This window comes from Dyadobacter diqingensis (assembly GCF_024220585.1).
Lineage (GTDB): Bacteria > Bacteroidota > Bacteroidia > Cytophagales > Spirosomataceae > Dyadobacter > Dyadobacter diqingensis.
Map to the genome: position 1 here is coordinate 304351 of NZ_JAMXKF010000001.1, position 17519 is coordinate 321869.

At 40.2% G+C, this 17519-nt stretch carries 18 protein-coding genes; 4 read left to right on the forward strand and 14 right to left on the reverse strand.

The window, feature by feature from the left end; translation table 11 throughout:
- Positions 1–263 precede the first annotated feature (263 nt).
- Together M1L62_RS01225 and M1L62_RS01230 are read left to right on the forward strand one after the other, a co-directional pair.
- Complete coding sequence (locus tag M1L62_RS01225) at positions 264–686, forward strand: hypothetical protein (RefSeq protein WP_254411180.1); 423 nt, start codon at positions 264–266, stop codon at positions 684–686.
- Positions 687–737: 51 nt separating this feature from the next.
- Positions 738–1361 carry a LuxR C-terminal-related transcriptional regulator gene (locus M1L62_RS01230; protein ID WP_254411181.1) on the forward strand — a complete coding sequence of 208 codons (624 nt, stop codon included), beginning with the start codon at positions 738–740 and terminating at the stop codon, positions 1359–1361.
- 110 nt (positions 1362–1471) lie between these two features.
- On the opposite strand, the gene M1L62_RS01235 is transcribed toward M1L62_RS01230, so the two are convergent.
- The 9 genes from M1L62_RS01235 to M1L62_RS01275 all read right to left on the reverse strand — a co-directional run bounded on the left by M1L62_RS01235 (position 1472) and on the right by M1L62_RS01275 (position 12063).
- On the reverse strand, positions 1472–2284 hold the full coding sequence (locus M1L62_RS01235) for a tetratricopeptide repeat protein (protein ID WP_254411182.1): 813 nt from the start codon (positions 2282–2284) through the stop codon (positions 1472–1474).
- Positions 2256–2741: a hypothetical protein gene (locus tag M1L62_RS01240; RefSeq protein ID WP_254411183.1), complete on the reverse strand. Its 486-nt coding sequence runs from the start codon at positions 2739–2741 to the stop codon at positions 2256–2258. Before M1L62_RS01240 ends, M1L62_RS01235 begins: the two co-directional genes overlap by 29 nt.
- Positions 2742–2855: 114 nt before the next feature.
- Positions 2856–3677, reverse strand: coding sequence for a pseudouridylate synthase (locus M1L62_RS01245; protein ID WP_254411184.1), 822 nt, complete (start codon positions 3675–3677; stop codon positions 2856–2858).
- A gap of 209 nt (positions 3678–3886) precedes the next feature.
- Positions 3887–4567, reverse strand: coding sequence for a DNA-3-methyladenine glycosylase family protein (locus M1L62_RS01250; protein ID WP_254411185.1), 681 nt, complete (start codon positions 4565–4567; stop codon positions 3887–3889).
- Positions 4530–5033, reverse strand: a complete 504-nt coding sequence (locus tag M1L62_RS01255) for a methylated-DNA--[protein]-cysteine S-methyltransferase (protein ID WP_254411186.1) — start codon at positions 5031–5033, stop codon at positions 4530–4532. The genes M1L62_RS01250 and M1L62_RS01255 overlap by 38 nt, the downstream gene beginning before the upstream one ends.
- Positions 5034–5982: 949 nt before the next feature.
- Positions 5983–8829 carry a T9SS type A sorting domain-containing protein gene (locus M1L62_RS01260; RefSeq protein ID WP_254411187.1) on the reverse strand — a complete coding sequence of 949 codons (2847 nt, stop codon included), beginning with the start codon at positions 8827–8829 and terminating at the stop codon, positions 5983–5985.
- Between the two features lie 79 nt (positions 8830–8908).
- The gene (locus M1L62_RS01265) at positions 8909–9559 is read right to left on the reverse strand and encodes a response regulator transcription factor (protein ID WP_254411188.1); all 651 of its coding nucleotides are present in this window, start codon (positions 9557–9559) and stop codon (positions 8909–8911) included.
- Between the two features lie 476 nt (positions 9560–10035).
- Positions 10036–10854: a hypothetical protein gene (locus tag M1L62_RS01270; protein ID WP_254411189.1), complete on the reverse strand. Its 819-nt coding sequence runs from the start codon at positions 10852–10854 to the stop codon at positions 10036–10038.
- Between the two features lie 177 nt (positions 10855–11031).
- Entirely contained in the window at positions 11032–12063 is a 1032-nt protein-coding gene (locus M1L62_RS01275; RefSeq protein ID WP_254411190.1) for a hypothetical protein, read from the reverse strand.
- Between the two features lie 307 nt (positions 12064–12370).
- Here M1L62_RS01275 and M1L62_RS01280 point away from each other — a divergent pair, with 307 nt between their 5' ends.
- A complete protein-coding gene (locus M1L62_RS01280; RefSeq protein ID WP_254411191.1) occupies positions 12371–13018 on the forward strand; it encodes a DUF6000 family protein in 648 nt (215 codons plus the stop codon).
- A gap of 17 nt (positions 13019–13035) precedes the next feature.
- On the opposite strand, the gene M1L62_RS01285 is transcribed toward M1L62_RS01280, so the two are convergent.
- From M1L62_RS01285 to M1L62_RS01295, 3 genes are all read right to left on the reverse strand, one after another.
- On the reverse strand, positions 13036–13335 hold the full coding sequence (locus M1L62_RS01285; RefSeq protein WP_254411192.1) for a hypothetical protein: 300 nt from the start codon (positions 13333–13335) through the stop codon (positions 13036–13038).
- 403 nt (positions 13336–13738) lie between these two features.
- Positions 13739–14017 (reverse strand): DUF7710 domain-containing protein, encoded by a 279-nt coding sequence (locus tag M1L62_RS01290; protein ID WP_254411193.1) that lies wholly within the window; start codon positions 14015–14017, stop codon positions 13739–13741.
- 47 nt (positions 14018–14064) lie between these two features.
- A complete protein-coding gene (locus tag M1L62_RS01295; RefSeq protein WP_254411194.1) occupies positions 14065–14538 on the reverse strand; it encodes a DUF4265 domain-containing protein in 474 nt (157 codons plus the stop codon).
- Positions 14539–14896: 358 nt separating this feature from the next.
- Between M1L62_RS01295 and M1L62_RS01300 the strand changes: the two genes are divergently transcribed.
- Entirely contained in the window at positions 14897–15364 is a 468-nt protein-coding gene (locus tag M1L62_RS01300) for a hypothetical protein (protein WP_254411195.1), read from the forward strand.
- 143 nt (positions 15365–15507) lie between these two features.
- Here M1L62_RS01300 and M1L62_RS01305 read toward each other — a convergent pair whose 3' ends face one another.
- Both M1L62_RS01305 and M1L62_RS01310 read right to left on the reverse strand, forming a co-directional pair.
- A complete protein-coding gene (locus tag M1L62_RS01305) occupies positions 15508–16533 on the reverse strand; it encodes a ligand-binding sensor domain-containing protein (RefSeq protein ID WP_254411196.1) in 1026 nt (341 codons plus the stop codon).
- Positions 16534–16768: 235 nt separating this feature from the next.
- Complete coding sequence (locus M1L62_RS01310) at positions 16769–17335, reverse strand: hypothetical protein (RefSeq protein WP_254411197.1); 567 nt, start codon at positions 17333–17335, stop codon at positions 16769–16771.
- Positions 17336–17519 lie beyond the last annotated feature (184 nt).

The window sequence follows — 17519 nt, forward strand, 5'->3', positions numbered from 1 at the left end:
CACAGGTCTAAGTTCTATAAATGAATTCGCCGGTATCCCCTAATTTTGAAATAAGGAAAGAGATTAAAATTTTAGCGATGATATTATCAGTATTACACTCTGCACACACTAGTTAGGCATTTACGTAAGATTCCTCCTCTGATAATTGACACACACACTATAATGTAACGTTTTAAGGCCAGTGGTGTTTTCTGCGGACTGAATTTTTCATCAAGGCAGATTTATTTCATACGAACAGACACGCCTCCTCTTATCATAATGTTATGAAAAAACTCCTTGTCTTTGACCGTAAACGTAACAACCGTGAACAGCTCGTTGATATGCTTCAGATGCATAAGCCGGCTGTTGGTATTGAAGAAGCCGGAAGTATCAGTGAAGTGCTGAAAAAGTTGACTTTTGGCAAAAAAACACCCGTCGAGCGAAACCACGACAATCTGCTGATTGTCGGGCTAAGTGTACCAGACCCTGAAATACTGGACTTTGTAGTTTATCTTGGAAAGAATAAACCGGACCTCAAAGTACTGCTGTACGCTTCGGACAATCATGTGTGGCTGGAAAAGCTGAACGCCATTACCTGCGGTAACCTCGCTCCATCGTTTTGCACTGTTACGGCCAAACTCAATGAATCGGTCGTCAGGATTCTTGACAAACAGCAAGCCAGCAAAGAAGCTGTCATTGAAAGCTGACAACAATATTTAGTAATTTAATTATCAGATCAACACATTTTTAAATTGAAAATGACAAGGATACTATTGGTTATCAAAAATGATTTGTTCAGGATGGGAATTGCTTCATCTATCACCGAATATGATGAAAACGTTCATATCGAAAATGCCGGGGACTGGACAACCATGCAATCAAACTTAAACCAAGCCGATTTTGATGTCCTGATCGTTGATACCAATTTGTCGAGTTATTCGAATCTTGTCACGCTTGAAAAAATACGCAGCAAGCAGCCGGATATAAAAATTATTGTCCTTGGTGAAGAAACAGAAAAAGAGTGGGCGCTCCCCTATCTGCGCAAAGGTGTCGATGGAGTTTGTATCAAAACAATCACAAAGGCTGAGTTTCAAACGGCTTTTAAAACGGTTTTGATGGGTAAAAAATATCTTGATGATGAACTTACCGATTTTCTACTGATGGAAATTTCGAATCCAAACCTGATCAGTTTACTGACGGCAAGGGAATCAGAGATCATGCAGTTTTTACTGAAAGGCCACCGGACAGTTGAAATTGCCAAAGAGCTCAAACTGGCTGTTTCCACGATCAGCACGATGAAAAATAACATCTATCGTAAAATGAAAGTAAGCAACATTGTTGATCTGGTAGGCAAAGTAAATTTACTGCAACACCGAGCCTGAAAAACCGATACTACCCACTACTCATCTAAATAATCTGACGGATGCGGAACAACGTGCAATGTAAATCACCAGATTTGACTGCACGTTGTTACTTAAACGTTCCCGAAAAATTACTTCGCTTCAATTTCAGCCAAAGAAATCTGTCGCGGATAATTCACGTATACTTCGTTATCCTCATTCATTTTGTAGCCCTGCTGACAGTATTGTTTTGCCTTATTAAAATAGGCTTCTGCATCCGGATTTCCGGTTGCCTTCAAAGTCATCGCTAAATAATAGTTTGCCTCGGGAAGCTGGGCGTAATAACTGATGCAGGCTCTAAGATCCTTTTCTGCCATTTCAAACTTTTTCATTTCCAACCGGACAATTCCCAAATACAGTAATGAATTAAAGTGAACATCGTTGCCTGTACCTTTTCGCTGCTGTTCAATGTCCCGGATAAATGACTGTTCAGCCATTGGCAGGTTTGATAAACCTAAATACGACAGCCCTTTAAAGAACGAATAGGTGTGGTCCATCACACTCGCACCCGGCGTTAGATTTTCTGCCGCATCGAAGTCGGCCAATGCCTTTTCATAATTCTTGGTAAAAATACAATGTAGAAAACCTCTGTACGGCAACCAGCTTTTCGGATCAAGCTCGACAGCCTTATCTTCAAGTTCGAAAGCATTTGCATATGCACCACTTTTCAAAAAAGGAATCGCTTTCTCCCGGTAAGCCTCAGCAATATTGGGACAAATGGCGATCAGACTGTCCCAACTTGCGATCCAGGATGGATGATTATAGCCAAATTTCCATGCCTTTTGAGAATACATTTCCAAAAGACTGTCGCGAACCGTTTGGGATTCACAGTCAATTGTAGCCTGCGAATATCCAGTCAACGGAACAAAAATCAGACTAAGGTATAATATTAACGACTTCCCCATTTTTTATTTTAAAAGAGATGTAGGCCATGTAATTGGCGTTTTTAATATTCTGGACATCAATATTCTTTTTCCACTGATCCATCGTTTTCAGATACTGATATAAATCATTTACAAATGCCTTTTCAAAGTGGATGGTCTTATAATTTTCATCCGTCTGCATAACCCGGATTCTGCTCATGATTCCTTCACAATCAATAAAAAAACGAAAAGTCACATATCCGGTTCCGGTATATTTACCTCCCTTTTGTTTTAAAAAGGCTTTGGAATCGGCAAGCAAAATGGCCGACGAAACAGGATACTTCCCCTTAATCTGATAGTAAAATATATTGTAGGGAGGCGCGCAATGCGCGCTGATATTTAAGGTGGTATCCATATATTCTCCCTGGGGAGTTATGATATTCTGCCCAAACAAAGATCCTGACACCAGCGTGAAAAATAGAATAAAACCTGCTCTCATCTCAAATAGCCAATTAACTACAACATTTGATGTCATCAAATTAGAAAAATAAAATCAGGATTGATACCTATTTTACTCTTGACGAAGGTTTTATAAATTGGTCACCTTACCGGTTTATGAAAATAGCGTAATAATCTCAGAAGTAGGTTCATCCATTTCTATTCCCGCAAGCATGTGGCTCAGAATCGGCGCACATTTCTCTTTGCAGGCAGGGTAAAACTGTCCGTGTTTCCAGTAATCTGATTTAGGAGATAATCCCCACCAAAATTCGGCCATCGCAATCGGTTTCATATTTTGCTGAAAAGCATATTGAAGGAGTTTAGGGGCAGCACATTCGCCGGCTCCGGCAGGAGGATTTTTATAGGATGCATCTTCAAAAATACCGCAAAGACTTTTTTCTTCACCGGCCTGATTCAGAAAATGATATTGGTCAAAAATCTCTTTCTGCAAAGCATTGGAATTGTTCTTTCTTAATGTTTTCAAGAAAGAAACCTGTTCTTCATAGCCAGCAGGTTCTTCTTCTTCCAGAGTCTTAATTTCCTCGTTAATTCTGGTAAGCTCCGTCATACCGCTGTTCAAAAAGCCGCCCTCAGCCATTCCGTCAAAAATAGGTGGAACAAATTTGGCGTGATGATTACCTCCCGCCAGCTTCCCGGAAAATGCTGAAAGATAACCGACTTCATTCTGCTCCGTTTGCACGACCAACACACCAAACATCTTACCAATAGCACCTTCCTGATGATCCGTTAACCCGAAATTGTGATCCCAATCCTGCTGACTTGCCAGGTGCGACTGCAATTTTCCCGCAGCCAAAAGACTAATTGGATGGGGCTCGTAATCGAAAGGAAAAGTAAATTTTTCCGGCAGTGCATCGGCAGCTATAACTTCGTCAAAAGGACTGAACACATCGTCGTTTTGCGGTGCAAGATTTGTCAAGAAATAAAATTATTAAGGCGTAATTGGTATTAACGATTGAAAAAAAATTCAGAAGAAAGGAAAATATAGTTTAGCAGTATCGCCCAAAAACTCTTGCAGCGTTATCAATCAATTCCATTTTGATCAAAGAAGTTCAAATACCCCTCATTTTTCTTAGCCGACAGTAGGTGACCATTAATGAAAAACTACGCACGATAACTGTACATTTCTCAAACAGTCCGGAAAGGCGAAGAAAGATAATGGTGCCACAAAAGCATCGTCGCCACTGTTCGATAGGGTTTCCATTGCTCAGCTATTTCCAGCAAATTCTCGCGGGAGGTTTCCCTTGGTAATCTTTTTGTTCGTTTAAGCGAATTCACCGCTGCCAGATCACCAATCGGAAATATATCTGTTCTTTGCAGCACAAACATCAGATAAATATCTGCCGTCCAATTGCCGATACCTTTCAATTTTACCAGTCTCGCCCGAACTTCTTCATCCGGCATCAATTCAAAATCATCCAGATTTAGCCGTTGCTCACTAAGCTCCGAGGCAAGGTTTCTGATGTAAACCGTTTTCTGCCGGCTTACATAACATTCCCGCAGTTCCTGATCATTTAATTTAAGGATATTTTCGGGTGTCAGGTTTGTTGTTTTTTCCTGCAATTTTTTCAGCGCGGCAAGAGCAGAAGCCAGTGAGACCTGCTGTTCAAGTATAATATGGACCAGGGTTTCAAAAGTGTTTGGTCTTGTCCACATGGGCGGATAACCGTGCCTGCTAATGATATCAGACAAATCCGCATCTATCTCGGCGAGTTTATCGCAAATGTTCTGAAAATTATCTTCTGAAAAAGTACTGAACATCATGATAATCTTATTCCCATAACGAAGTTTGTTTGTAAGGACGCTCAATGTCCAGCAAAAGTGCCTTGTTGGCCAGCCCACCGCCAAAACCAACTAATTTCCCTGTCGCTCCTATCACCCGATGGCAGGGAGCAATAATGGAGATCGGATTGCTGTTAGCCGCGCCGCCAATGGCACGTACCGCCTTTGGACTGCCGATCTGTTCTGCGATTTGGCCATAAGTTCTTGTCTCTCCAAAGGGAATCGTAAGTAATGCCTCCCAAACTTTCTTTTGAAAATCCGTTCCCACAAAATCCAGATCAAGAGAAAAAGCCCTGCGTTTTTTCTGAAAATATTCATTCAACTGTTTTTCAGCTTCTACAAGAACCGGGTGATTTTCATTTTCAATACCGGGGCTGGCTCCGGTGCGGCCCGGATCATCCCGCTCCCAAAGAACCGCACAAAGCCCTTTATCGCTGGCGATCAATGTTAACCTGCCAACCGGCGAATCCATGGTCTTAAAATAATGTTCCATTTGCCTGTTTTCTGATCAACCGAAATTTTCGTGAATTTAAGAAAAATGGTTATTGAAATGGTAATACGATAAAACACCCCTTTGGTTTCCACAACCTTATTTCATATTTCGGTTTACAGATTGTTTCTATCTCGTCAACTAAAAAATATAATCACCTCCTCCCGGGTAATATTTTCAGCAGAAATCCCTATCCCCTCAAATACCGAAACAGCATCGTCGATTATGGCTCATTACTGGTTTTATACCGACAAAATAGAATACAACACCCTAAATACCAATCAAATGTGTTTGATGAATAATAGAACAACCTACTACAATCAGGGTAGAAAAATCCTTATTTTGAATGATTGCCAGGATCTTAGAAACGCCGGACATTTGTGACATCAAATTATTCGTTGCTCACGCAAACGACTTGAACAATTTTACAGAGACTATTGATAAACGTCCCATCGCCCGGTCAGGTTTGGATGCCTTCATCAATGACCTAGAATTCAACCCGGTCGACTCAGCCACTAATCGAAATTCTGTTATGGCCTTCGGTCCCGCTACCGGAATATTCAAAGCGGCAATGCGTTTTCGAAAACTATTCTAAAATGAGATCGTTTATTCCGGCTGGATCCTGTCAAGTCAGCTATGATTCATCCAAATACCGCTTAAAGCCAAGCTCTGAATCATATTATGCACACATTAAAATAAGGCACAAAGCCCGATTTATCCAAAACCTGATTAGCGAAAGTGCGCAAGCCCTAAATTATTGATTAACCTATCGATAATTTAGGGCTTGTGTACTTCTATGAACGGGCTAGTCTTCTACCATCATTAACTGAAAAGATATCGGAACCTAAGATTGAACTTCCTGCCGAGCGATAAACCAATTTCATAAAAAATCCGTCTCCCGAAAATCAGGGGACGGATCTGGATTATCTACACTATTATCTATTTACTGCAATTATTTAGCAATCAAAACCTTTTGTACATACTGACCGCCATCTTTCGAAGTTATTTTTATCAGATATAAACCCTCCGGAAGCTGGCTTACATTGATACCGGAAGAGGGCACACTTGTTCCTTTATAAACCGTATTTCCGTTTGCGTTGATAATTTCCACGGATTTAACTGTTTTGGACAGACTGGCATTAAACATCAGGAAATCAGATGTCGGATTAGGATAAATGCTGGAAGCGTTTCCATCAAAACTCAGGCTTCTGACACGGCTGTATGCATAACTTGCATCATTGTCAACCATTTTCAACCGGTAATACTGAACACCAGACAAGATTTCCTTATCCACAAAAGTATATTTTCCGCCTGCGTTACCATCGACATGCCCAATGGAATGGAATGAATTTGCAGTACTGCTCCGCTCAATTTCAAAATGGCTGAAATTCTTTTCATTAACCGTTTTCCAGGTTAACAACGCCTTGTTTTCAGCGATTGAAGCTTCGAAACTTATCAAATTGACAGGTAGTGGTTCGTTACACTTTGTGCTGCTGAGCTGTACCGTAGTGACACGTGTTACACAACCGCCAAGTATATTGATCGTGCAAACATATGTCCCGTCATCTGACGCCTGATAAGGATTGAAGTTAAGCGAACGCTGATTGGATATCGTAACCCCGTTTTTTGTCCAGGTGTAGGTAGCATCCACCATGTCGGGCACGCTCAAAACATAGGAAGATCCAGCGCATGGCTGCAATGCAGTCTCGGTTTTAACAGGATCCAGTTTGCCGATCGTTACCTGCGTAACCGTAGAATTTCCGCAATTATCAGTCACCCTGGTCGTATAAGAGGTATAGGGTGTCAGTCCTGAAATCGTTTCGGTACCATCCGAATCGTCAGTCAGTGTGGTATAATCGGCATCGGTTCCCGAAGTAAGACGGTATTCAAATTTCAACGGTTTGGCACCATTAAAAGCAAGCAGCGCATTTCCTGTACTGGTCAGATCGCCGTTCGCGTCCTCACAGATGATGCCAATCTTTTTCGTAATCACAGGCCCCTGACCAGCGGGAAGTATCTGAACCGTGCTGCTATAATCGTACGGTCCGCAACCGATCATATGGCTGTTAACTGTGTACGTATCCGGAGGCAGGTTGCTGATCGTTATACCAGGCACTGTCCCGGTTCCAACCGTTACGTTAGCACTATTCTTTACATCAAAACTGAAAGTACCGTAGCCATTGTTGGTCGCTACAATAGCAATGTTGCCCGTTCCTCCGCATAGCTGCTCCACAGTGGCCGTGGTATGCTGATCCAGCACCCCTACCGACAATGGCAATGGTGCAGTCACCTGCTCAGTCTGACCGCAACCGTTCTTAACCTCTATGGTATAGGTTGCCCCTGGTATTGCATTTGCCCATTCCCAAACTCCCCAACCGCGATTCATACCGGCCACACCAACAAGATTAGGTCCGGCAACAATTGTAGCTGTCGCATTTCCGAAGTTAGCCATCTCCCCGCTAATATATACCGACATGGTAGTGCGGCCTTCAATCGTTGAACACCCCGCGTAGCCTCCGATGCTTCCAAGCGCTAACGGAACAGGGGTTCCGGAGCCTGAATTTAACACCGCCGAAAAAGGAGCACCGCAGGCATCCGTTCCATCCACAGTATAGGTATCGGGAAGTAGATTTGGAAATTCATGCCACAAATCAGCATTCGTTGTCGCCAGGTATGGAGAGCCCGTGATATCAACTCCCAGACTGTTTTTGATTGTAAAGGTTACCGGGAAAATATAATTGATACCACCTGAGATATTAATACTGTAAGGGATAGGATCGCTTGCTGATGCGGCGCAACCCCTTGCCTGGAGACTAAAATTGATACTCACAGCCTGGAACGAAGTACCATAGTCATAACAATAGGTACATACGTCACCACAGGGTGTCTTGGTAACGATCAACAGATTTTTAAAATTGGGTACAATGACCTGTGGATTATATGGAGAAGTGTTATCAAAAGTTTCCGTTTGCAGCAAAGCTCCCTGAACCGGAGAAGCACAGGTCCCTGTATTTTCATAAAACTCTACACTAACACTTTTGCCTGCGGGCAGCGACGGCAGAGCAGAAGAAAATGCAAGTTCCAATTTTATGCTCGTCAAAAGCTCTGCACAGGTCAATCCATCCCTGCGAGGCTGCGCATTTGTTACGCACAGATTTTGTGGAATGTCTCTTGTCACGGTAACCTCTCTCGTGATAAAAACGCCACAGGCATCTTTTACCCGCACATTGTAATTACCAAATGCCGGAACTGCATGGGCATCGGTAAGACTGGTTGTATTTATAACCTGATAGGTTAAGGTCTGGTCACTCTCAGCCGGGTCGCCCACCCAGTATGCGTAAGAATAAGTAGGAGAACTCCCTGCAGTGATAGTCGTATTAATGACTCCGCCCGCACCGACACCGATACAAATATCAGCAGCCACAGAAGCAGCGGCAATTTGCACATAGGTAGTTGGCACTTCAACGGTGGTGGTAGTAAATACATTGGGATCATCGGCACAGGCTACTTTTACGGTGTACGTACCGGGTAACAATGCTTCAAACGTACTTGAACTCTGCGCTCCGTTGGGAAAACCTACGGGGCCGGAAGTAATCTGATAAGTAGCACCGGTTCCGACTGTTGCATTGACGGTAAAGGCACCATTCGAAGGGCAGGTCGCCGTAGTGATATTCGTAGATGTTACGCTGATACTCGCCGGGCATTGGCTGTACGCTTTGGAAGCGCTCAGAAGCATTCCTAAAAATAGGAACAGCAGATAATACTCTCGTGCTTTTAGTGTGCTAAACAGGTGTTTCATTTGCTCTGGGTTTGAAGTTAATTATTGGTTTGTAGAGAATTAAATTGTTTGTTGATGAAGGAGAATTAATCTTTCGGATTTAGCCGACCTGCTTATGCATGGATTTTTGCAGTGAATCTTTTAAATCGACCAGTGTCGTAATTTTTAATTTCCGGAACAGATTTTTCTTGATGGTGCTGATGGTAGATGCCTTGCGCTGCAACTTTTTGGAAATCTGTGAGACACTGCTTCCATTCATAAGAAAATTTGCTATTTCAAATTCGCGGTGTGTCAGTATGATTTCATTTTTTCGGGCAGAATCGGTGGCAGGTGATACCCACTTGGGAAGCAGCACTTCCAGGACGTCATTACTTGTGTAATTTTTCCCATTCTGAACGTCCCGGATACATTTCAACAGCTCTTCCATGCTTGACTGCTTCGTCAGATATCCTCTGACTCCGGACTTAAAGTATAGGGACACTTTAAAAAAATCGGGATCTTCATCGTAGATTATCACTTTGGTCAGCTGGTTTTTCACCAGTAGCTCCATAATAAATTTACACTGGCGGCTTGGCAGTTCAACCGTATTACCCACAATGAACAAATCCGGGTAATCATCAAAACTGGCATTATTGAAATGAAGAAAACTATCAAACTCCAGAATAGATACCTTTTTGAAATTGTTCTTAATGAATACATCCAAACCTGCCCGGACGATGGGATGCTTATCGATAATGGCAATGGTTTTCATTAACTGAGTTGTTTAAAAAGTAAAAGCCAGCTATTGCTTTATGCAGTACCTATTCATTGCAGCAGACTGCGATGCCAGTGAATAAATTTTGCTCAAAGGTGCCGCCTTTCACATGATCTCACAATCATCCAATACTGGTATTTTTCTACTATGAATTATTATTAATCTACCACGATTGTGGTATTTCGTTTGATTTTGTAATCGTATAACACATTGGCTAAAAGATATTTTTATCTGTTCAAAACCATAGATGTGTTAACAACAGGCCCATTCTAATAAATAAGGAGTTTTAGGCGCATAGAGGATTTAAGCGGTCAATAAACTCGGTGAGGAAATCAAAATGCAGCCAGTGGAGATAGTTTACTAAGCAAAAATGGTCTAACGGGATATTCAGTACGAATATTGACCTCCTGTCAATTTGAATTGGGAATTGAAATACGTCCTGACCAATATACAGCCAGCATTTGATTTTGAGTTTATTTGCAATCCCACTTGATCATTTCAGGAGACTTTCCTATTACATTACGGTGGTCATCATAGGTGAGATTGAAGTCAATCACCTGCCCGGGATACTCGACCCGGATTGGATTGTTCGTAGAAAATATCTTATGCGCTTCGATATAATCAAAGTCTATAAAATTTAACACCTTGGTCGTATTGGGATAATCATCATAATAATATTTTATCGGAAGGGTTGATTCGACTTTCCCGTCTATTATTGATTCACTTATTTCGTTCGATAGATTGCCTTTACTATCGTACTCAAATGTGCGTTTACCCCTAACCCGTAAATAATCGACCTCCCTGCTATAATATGCATAGGTAAGTAATTCAACAGGTTTGCGAGAGTTATTGTATTTAAATTCATGGCGACTAGTCTCGATACGTGCAATTTTTCCATTGCGCATACCTTCATATCCAAATTTACGAATTGTTGTTACACCGTACTGGCCATATTCATATTCTACTTCCGTCCAGGCTTCCCTCCGTTCCTGAATTACCTCTTTTGGTTCAAACTTAGGCACAATAATCCTTTTGAGCTCTCCATTTTCATACTCAAGGGTTCTGTATAATTCGGTAGCGGGAGTTGCTGGAAAATAGAAGACATTGTTGTATATTTCGGTGAGGCGATTATCCGAATCGTACTTTGAAAAAAACATTCCCCAAGATGCCAGTCTGCACCCGGTCGTTAGATATCCGAAATTTTCAGGATTGGGTGCTTCTTCCTTTTTACAACCTACAACAGCAATACAAATTATAACAATCGGCAGCAAGCGAAAAAAATACTTATTCAAATTTTGATCAGGGATAAGACGTAGAACTAGTTGCAAATATATAAATTTATTTATCTCAGAAGCGGCCGAGGTAAATCAGGTTCTTAACTGCTTTGTTCTGACCTATGGGCTAATCTACTCAAACGTACAATTTTCCCCGCGAGCCACCTCAAACATCTGTCCGGAAGCTAGAAATCATTATGGATTAGTTACAAATATTGAATATGGGTCCGCAGATATCTCAGTCCCTGAAAGTAGGATCGGTGTGTTATTCTTAAGGTAAGTAGGATTGCAATTTAAGCAAGGCGTAGTAACAGTGGTTACATAGACATTGTTATTAAGCGTTGCGACGCTCGTTGCATCGCTACCGATCAGATAGTTTTTGACCCCATTTTTCCATATCACTGCTTTGCGGACTTGATTTACGTACTCAATCCCAACAATGTAAACGTCTTTGCCAGCAACGGCGATATCTCTTGCCAACGCACTATTTCCACTGTCGTCAAGATTATTCTCGATGCCGTTTTTCCAATATTTTGGAGTAAATCGACTGGTAACACGATCAAATTCAAAGCCGACTACGTGCACATCGTTGCCCGAAGCAGCTATGGCAACGGCATTTGTAACATTTTTGCTGTTCGAAAGATTTACCTCGATGCCATTTCGCCAGTATTTGGCCACCGGTCCAATCTGATTTTGCGTAAACCCACAAGTGTATACCTCGCTTCCGGATATGGAAATCCCGGTCATAGTCCCAAGAGCATTTCCGTTACCGATTATAGGAACTCCATTTTTCCAATAAGATGGTAAGTGTATGTTGAAAGGGTCATAAACTGATCCTGCAATATAAACATCATTTCCAGCTACCGTAATGTCGTCAAAAGAGGTAGGAATTTTGGTAGGTGAAACGCTCGATATTACTCCATTCTTCCAATAAGTACCGAAACTTCCGATACGTGTATTTAGATAGCCCCCTCCAATCACGTGCACATCTCCACCAGACACAGCGATGCCTGTCGCTCTGATGTTAGCAAATTCGTGGGAAGGACTTGGTAGAATAAAGGATTGTCCATTTTTCCAGTACATTATCCTTGAGATGCTATTTCCCCACTCAGTGCCAGTCACATAGACATCTGGCTCAGGTTCTGCTGGCGAAATACGTTTAGAAGTACAGCATGATAAGAAAAGACAAAGTAAAATAGAGGGTAGGTAACTGTAAAAATTTTGCATTAGGAAGATATGGGAATTTAACTAGGTCTACTGAAGTTAGAAGTAACCGAGTAGCAATTTAATTAAAATTCTCACTCTTGCATTGCTCCTAAGAGCGATTTTTTAATATTATTGCAGGACAATTAAAAAGTGGCGTAAGATTTAATCTGGATTATCAACCGAAACTGCTAAGTTTTTCCAGGACGATACATCCCAAATCACAGGCAAGACCACGCGGTTATAGTAATTATTACTAATACACGCGTTTGTAACACTTTTGATGAATTATCTGCACTTACCAACTCGGGGTATGGTTAATAAGACTATTATGGATAACGAAGAAATCGAAGCAATAAAATTACACGTCGCAGGTGCGACGGTTCGACATGTTCCACCTTTTGACGACTTAAAGCCGTTTACCAATGACTTTGAGTTAACGCAAGACTTCATTGACAAATGGGTAATTCCATTTTACAGGAATATTGGTCATACTGACCATAAATGGGTTAACAAATTGACTTCCGTTAAACAGGGAATTACTCCCGACATCATACAAAAGAATCTCGGCGACTTTAACTGGCGCACAAGACAGACAGGGGCCTTCTTCTCTGCTATTACAAATCAGACACAGTTCATTGACATAATTGGGACGCATTTATTGAAAAGTGAAGTTTGTTATGCTGGAAGAGTTTACTGCCAGGTATTAGCTTCATTTAATTTATCAAAATGTGTTGACTATTTAAACTTGTATCTTGACTATTACTTACTACAACCTAACCTATGGTTCGATCAAAGAGATGCAATGGAAGGAATTCTGTATCTGGACAAATTGAACTCAACAAGTTATTATGACAAGCACATCAACAATTGGACAGAATTTATAAAAAATAAACCATATGGGGATAAAGAGGTTACTACTGACAACTTAGAGAAACAATTGGCAATCATTGAAACCGTAAAAAAATATGCCTCATAATATGGTTTGGATGAAGGTCAGTATGCTAGATTGTCGGGAATCATTTGACCTTTAACAAATTCAATCCAAGAGTCATAATAAACAACCTTTGGCCAAGCCTTATCTCCTTTACCAGCCCAAGTCAAATGTACAACCGCATATTTACCATTATTAAACTGAACTAAAATATCGTCCGCGGCCAAACTTCTTCCTATCGGTCTCATTTGTAACCCAAATAAGGAATGAGAATAAGAAATTTCCTTCAACAACTCTATCTGAAAGAAATCGACTTGATCTCCTGCAATCTCATTCCAGGGTTCTAACCATTGATATTTCATTTTTCCTTTCGAGCTATTTATTTTTCAATCGGTTTTTTGAAACTTTTCGTAAACACTTTCAGAGAGAATTATCCTGTGGCAACTTCATCACGAAAGGGACCAAATCCAAAAGGATTGACTTTATCAATAGTTAAAAATATCAAAATTAGAAAAAGATAGTTGATAGAATATCAAGTATTTTATGTTTTCTTGACGTTAAAAAAACACAATAAATACAATGCGGATGAATATAGCTATCTCCAAAATGTTCAATACTTTTAAGCTTTGTGGAACATTAAAGAAGCCAGTCTTTGCTCCACAAATAAAAATACATATCCAATAATCCCAAGAAGAATAAATAAAGTATGTTTCATCTTAACGTCAAATACCTTTTTCTTTATTGAATTTAAAAACAGAAAAAAATCTAATCTAGTTGGCCATCGGCATAATGATAATGTTCCTGAGTTGCTGAAGTAAAGTGCTGAATAAAGTTAGATGTGTAATGTTCGGCTTTTGTTGGTAGGAAGTCCTTGTTTTTAATACACCAATCGTATATGCCTGTATCCATAGGATATGAAGTAAGAACCCCAGAAAGTTTGTTAATTTCAATCCATTCTTCCGCTTTAAGCCTCGAGCTGAAAGCCCCGCTAGAAAAGCGACCTCCCTCACCATGAAATATCCAAATCTCAGTTACTGTCATCATTTTTCGTTTATTAGATATCATCTCGTTTTTTGAGACAATAAGTACTGTTAATACCAGTGATTTTCAGACAAACAGGATTCTGCATAGTCTATAATGCCTTTCTTTTGTAAGTCTGAAAGCCTACTCTTTATTGGCAAATAGTTGATTTCTGCTGGAACGTTAACCACAAAGTAACCTTCTTTAAATTTTTCAGACTCGCAACCTAGTGTGGCAAATATATCCCTAATACCATTTGTATCTGTGTTTTCCGTCATAATAGCCACTTGAATTGTTGAATTTCCAGAATATTCGACGGTTTCTTTGTAAATTAATCTTTCTTGGGCGTCATCATACTCTGCGTGTACTACATCATCAAGAGCTGCTGAAGCGTAAAAGGGTATATTATCGATTTTGTAAAATCCTTTCTTTGTATCCACGATTTGTGCCCAAATCGTTTCGACCGTCCACTCTTCTAAAACGTTACTGTGAAAACTAAAAGCAATTTTGACAGAATCTATATTGCAGGGATTTATAATACTCATGGCTTTGATGAGAATGATCTAGTATGTTATTATGAAATTAAGTTATAGGACACAAAAATCATTGTTTGATATACTCTTTTCATTTCGATACACCGAACAAGCGAGCTACTTGACTTTTGCGAATGTCTTGGTTTTGTACAAGGAGACCTCACTTTTCCCATCGGTTCGCGATTAGCAGTTGCATCAGGTAAGACGGTCAATTGGTGCATGCATAAAAAACGGCTTCAATGCGACATTTAATTATTATATTTTTATTGATATATTTATAAAACATAGTAATTTTATTTAACACACCACTCTGATTGTATGTCAAATAATATCAGATCAAACTTCTGTATTTAAACCATATCACCTTCTTATGAACAAATTTATTACAAAGACAAATCACTTCCATAAGCCTCATATATGGATCTTACGATCAATACAGGCTATTCTAGCTTTGCTCATTTTATATGTCGTAGACTTGCAAAAATTAGGAAACGATTTTCTTTGGATTGGTTATTCTCTTGCGATTCTCCTGGTACTTGCATTTTTCACACTACCTGTCGATGAACTTACTCTGGATACGGACCATCTTTACTTTGAAAAGAAATCGATAGTACCCTTTTTTAACAAGACAATAAAACACCAAATTTCTAGAATACAACAGGTTGGAGTTGGTGCGAATTCTGCAAGAATTGGAACATATGCACTTCTTGATCCCAGAATTCGCAGAAGCAGAATGGAAATAACTTTTAAAGATAATTCCTCTAAAATTTACGATTTATCTATTTCAAAAAGAGAGTCAAAAGAAATAGCAAGTAAGATAAGACAATTACTAAGCTAATTATGTACAAAAAATCAACTGCTTTTGCATCTCATTGACGCAAAAGCAGTTGATCAGCTAATTGTTAACATAATAATAACTATATCCAAAAACCTCCTTTTCCTTAGACTTAAAACAGACGTTTGAACAGACAATAATATACATCAATTCTGATCCTTTTTCTTTTTAAAGTCGGTAATGGTATTTCCATCATACCGATACACGCCACCGGAGCCGAACCAAATACTGCCATCATTCGCTTCTGACATCCCGAAAATCATTCCTGATTTTGGCCTCACTTCGGTTACCGTGGGCTTTTTAGTTGACAACGACTTTTCATCATAACGGGAAAGTACCCAACTTCCGTCCTTACCACTTTGTGAACTGGTCCAGATGTTTCCTTTTTTGTCTTCGATGATATAGCCAACAAAATCCTGTGTCAAATTGGTAAATGTGCTGCCATCATAGCGCCAAAGCCCATCTTTACCACCCAGCCAAACGGTCCCTTTTTTATCTTCGATGATCGAACGAACATTTGTAAAAGGTTTACCTTCATGGGTTATAACGGTAAATGTTTTTCCATCATACGTGCACGCATGCCCCTTGGTGCCAAACCAGAATTTTCCTGTTTTGTCTTCAATAATCGAATTAACTTCATTATGGTCTTCTGGGCGGAATCCTTCAAAACTTTCATTCATCAGATAGTTTTGAAAGGATTCCCCGTCGTACCGGCTTGCTCCGCTTACAGTGCTAAACCAAATGGTACCCGTTTTATCTTCATAAATATTAGTAACCTGATTACTGGCAAGCCCCTCCCTGGTTGTAAAATTTTGAAACGATTTCCCAACTCCCCTTCTGGGATCGTAATAAAAAACCCCTGATCCAACCGAACTAAACCAAAAGTTTCCTTTTCGATCTTCTAAAACAGAGAAGAACGGGGCCGAGCTCACCTGACTGGTAATATTGGTAAACAATTTTCCATCGTATCGAAAAACACCACCAAATGTGGCAATCCACATGTTGCCCTTTCGATCTTGTTTGATCGTACGAGTGACGCTGCTAAATTCGGGGGAAGTGATATCGGTTTCTGACTTACTATTATCTTTTGGCAGGTCAGTTTTGTTTTGTCCTTTACTGGAATTGCAAAAAACTACCATCACCAACAACACAGAGACGAGTGCGTACTTCATTATTTTTCCGTTTTAGCATCAATCAGTTACCCCAAACTTACCGGTTTTTGTACAGAGTATTAGTTAATAGTCTGTTAATGAATTGACGACATAAAACCGCTTCTACGAACTACTGGAATTTTTGCATTTAAGTAGTTGGAAATACTTTAAAAATGTTGCCTATACAACTGTCCCACATCCCCTACGAACGTGAGACGTTATACCCTCGCCTCCCCGATTTTCGAACTGCCGCAATTTAGCAACCGCCTTTGCGAGGGGCACGTTTATAAATTATTTTACTCTCTTGTTCTACATAGTCGCCCGATATTATTGGATATGAATACTTGGGCGCGTGCGATACATTATGGCTTCTTATAACTATTTCGTCGTTAACTTTCAGGCCACGCAATTGCTGAAATTCATTTTTAAAGTTCAAAGAATTCTTGTCAGACTTTTCCGGCCCAAAACTAAGAATATAATCGTCACCATTAATCCTGACCATCACTCCGAAACCTAATCGTGAACCTGGCGGAAGAGAAAGAGAGGTTACAACAGCCTCCATATTGGTAAAAGCTCTTAGATGCTTCCTTATTTTAGCTTCGCCGGCATACACTTTTTTACCTTCGGGAGACGCTTCCCATTTTTTGTAGTTTATACCATCAGGGGTAGCCTCCCATTTTTTCAATGCAGCCTTCCTTTCAGCAGCTGAGAGTGGCTTTGAGGCTGACTTTTTAGAAGTTTCATTTTTAATTTCACGGTTAGCAAATACTAGTCCGCTTACCACAACCAACGGTAACATTACCGCATAAATGATCTTTTTCATTTTTTTGTAAGTTTAATTAAAATAAATCCATACCCTGATAATCAGATCCGTTTAAGGTATTCTTTTTATTTTCAAGGCGTTTCATCAAATCTAAATGTTTTTGTGCTGAGCTTTGGTTAAGGCCTTGTAAAAGAATGTCAACGAAACGTAAAACCAACTTTTACTGACTGCTAGGGATTTTCAC

What these genes read in the sequence shown, in the direction of transcription:
- M1L62_RS01225 (WP_254411180.1), top strand. Translation starts at nt 264, where the DNA reads ATGAAAAAACTCCTTGTCTTTGACCGTAAACGTAACAACCGTGAACAG.
- M1L62_RS01230 (WP_254411181.1), top strand. Translation starts at nt 738, where the DNA reads ATGACAAGGATACTATTGGTTATCAAAAATGATTTGTTCAGGATGGGA.
- M1L62_RS01235 (WP_254411182.1), bottom strand. Translation starts at nt 2,284, where the DNA reads ATGGGGAAGTCGTTAATATTATACCTTAGTCTGATTTTTGTTCCGTTG.
- M1L62_RS01240 (WP_254411183.1), bottom strand. Translation starts at nt 2,741, where the DNA reads ATGAGAGCAGGTTTTATTCTATTTTTCACGCTGGTGTCAGGATCTTTG.
- M1L62_RS01255 (WP_254411186.1), bottom strand. Translation starts at nt 5,033, where the DNA reads ATGGAACATTATTTTAAGACCATGGATTCGCCGGTTGGCAGGTTAACA.
- M1L62_RS01260 (WP_254411187.1), bottom strand. Translation starts at nt 8,829, where the DNA reads ATGAAACACCTGTTTAGCACACTAAAAGCACGAGAGTATTATCTGCTG.
- M1L62_RS01265 (WP_254411188.1), bottom strand. Translation starts at nt 9,559, where the DNA reads ATGAAAACCATTGCCATTATCGATAAGCATCCCATCGTCCGGGCAGGT.
- M1L62_RS01275 (WP_254411190.1), bottom strand. Translation starts at nt 12,063, where the DNA reads ATGCAAAATTTTTACAGTTACCTACCCTCTATTTTACTTTGTCTTTTC.
- M1L62_RS01280 (WP_254411191.1), top strand. Translation starts at nt 12,371, where the DNA reads ATGGATAACGAAGAAATCGAAGCAATAAAATTACACGTCGCAGGTGCG.
- M1L62_RS01285 (WP_254411192.1), bottom strand. Translation starts at nt 13,335, where the DNA reads ATGAAATATCAATGGTTAGAACCCTGGAATGAGATTGCAGGAGATCAA.
- M1L62_RS01290 (WP_254411193.1), bottom strand. Translation starts at nt 14,017, where the DNA reads ATGATGACAGTAACTGAGATTTGGATATTTCATGGTGAGGGAGGTCGC.
- M1L62_RS01295 (WP_254411194.1), bottom strand. Translation starts at nt 14,538, where the DNA reads ATGAGTATTATAAATCCCTGCAATATAGATTCTGTCAAAATTGCTTTT.
- M1L62_RS01300 (WP_254411195.1), top strand. Translation starts at nt 14,897, where the DNA reads ATGAACAAATTTATTACAAAGACAAATCACTTCCATAAGCCTCATATA.
- M1L62_RS01305 (WP_254411196.1), bottom strand. Translation starts at nt 16,533, where the DNA reads ATGAAGTACGCACTCGTCTCTGTGTTGTTGGTGATGGTAGTTTTTTGC.
- M1L62_RS01310 (WP_254411197.1), bottom strand. Translation starts at nt 17,335, where the DNA reads ATGAAAAAGATCATTTATGCGGTAATGTTACCGTTGGTTGTGGTAAGC.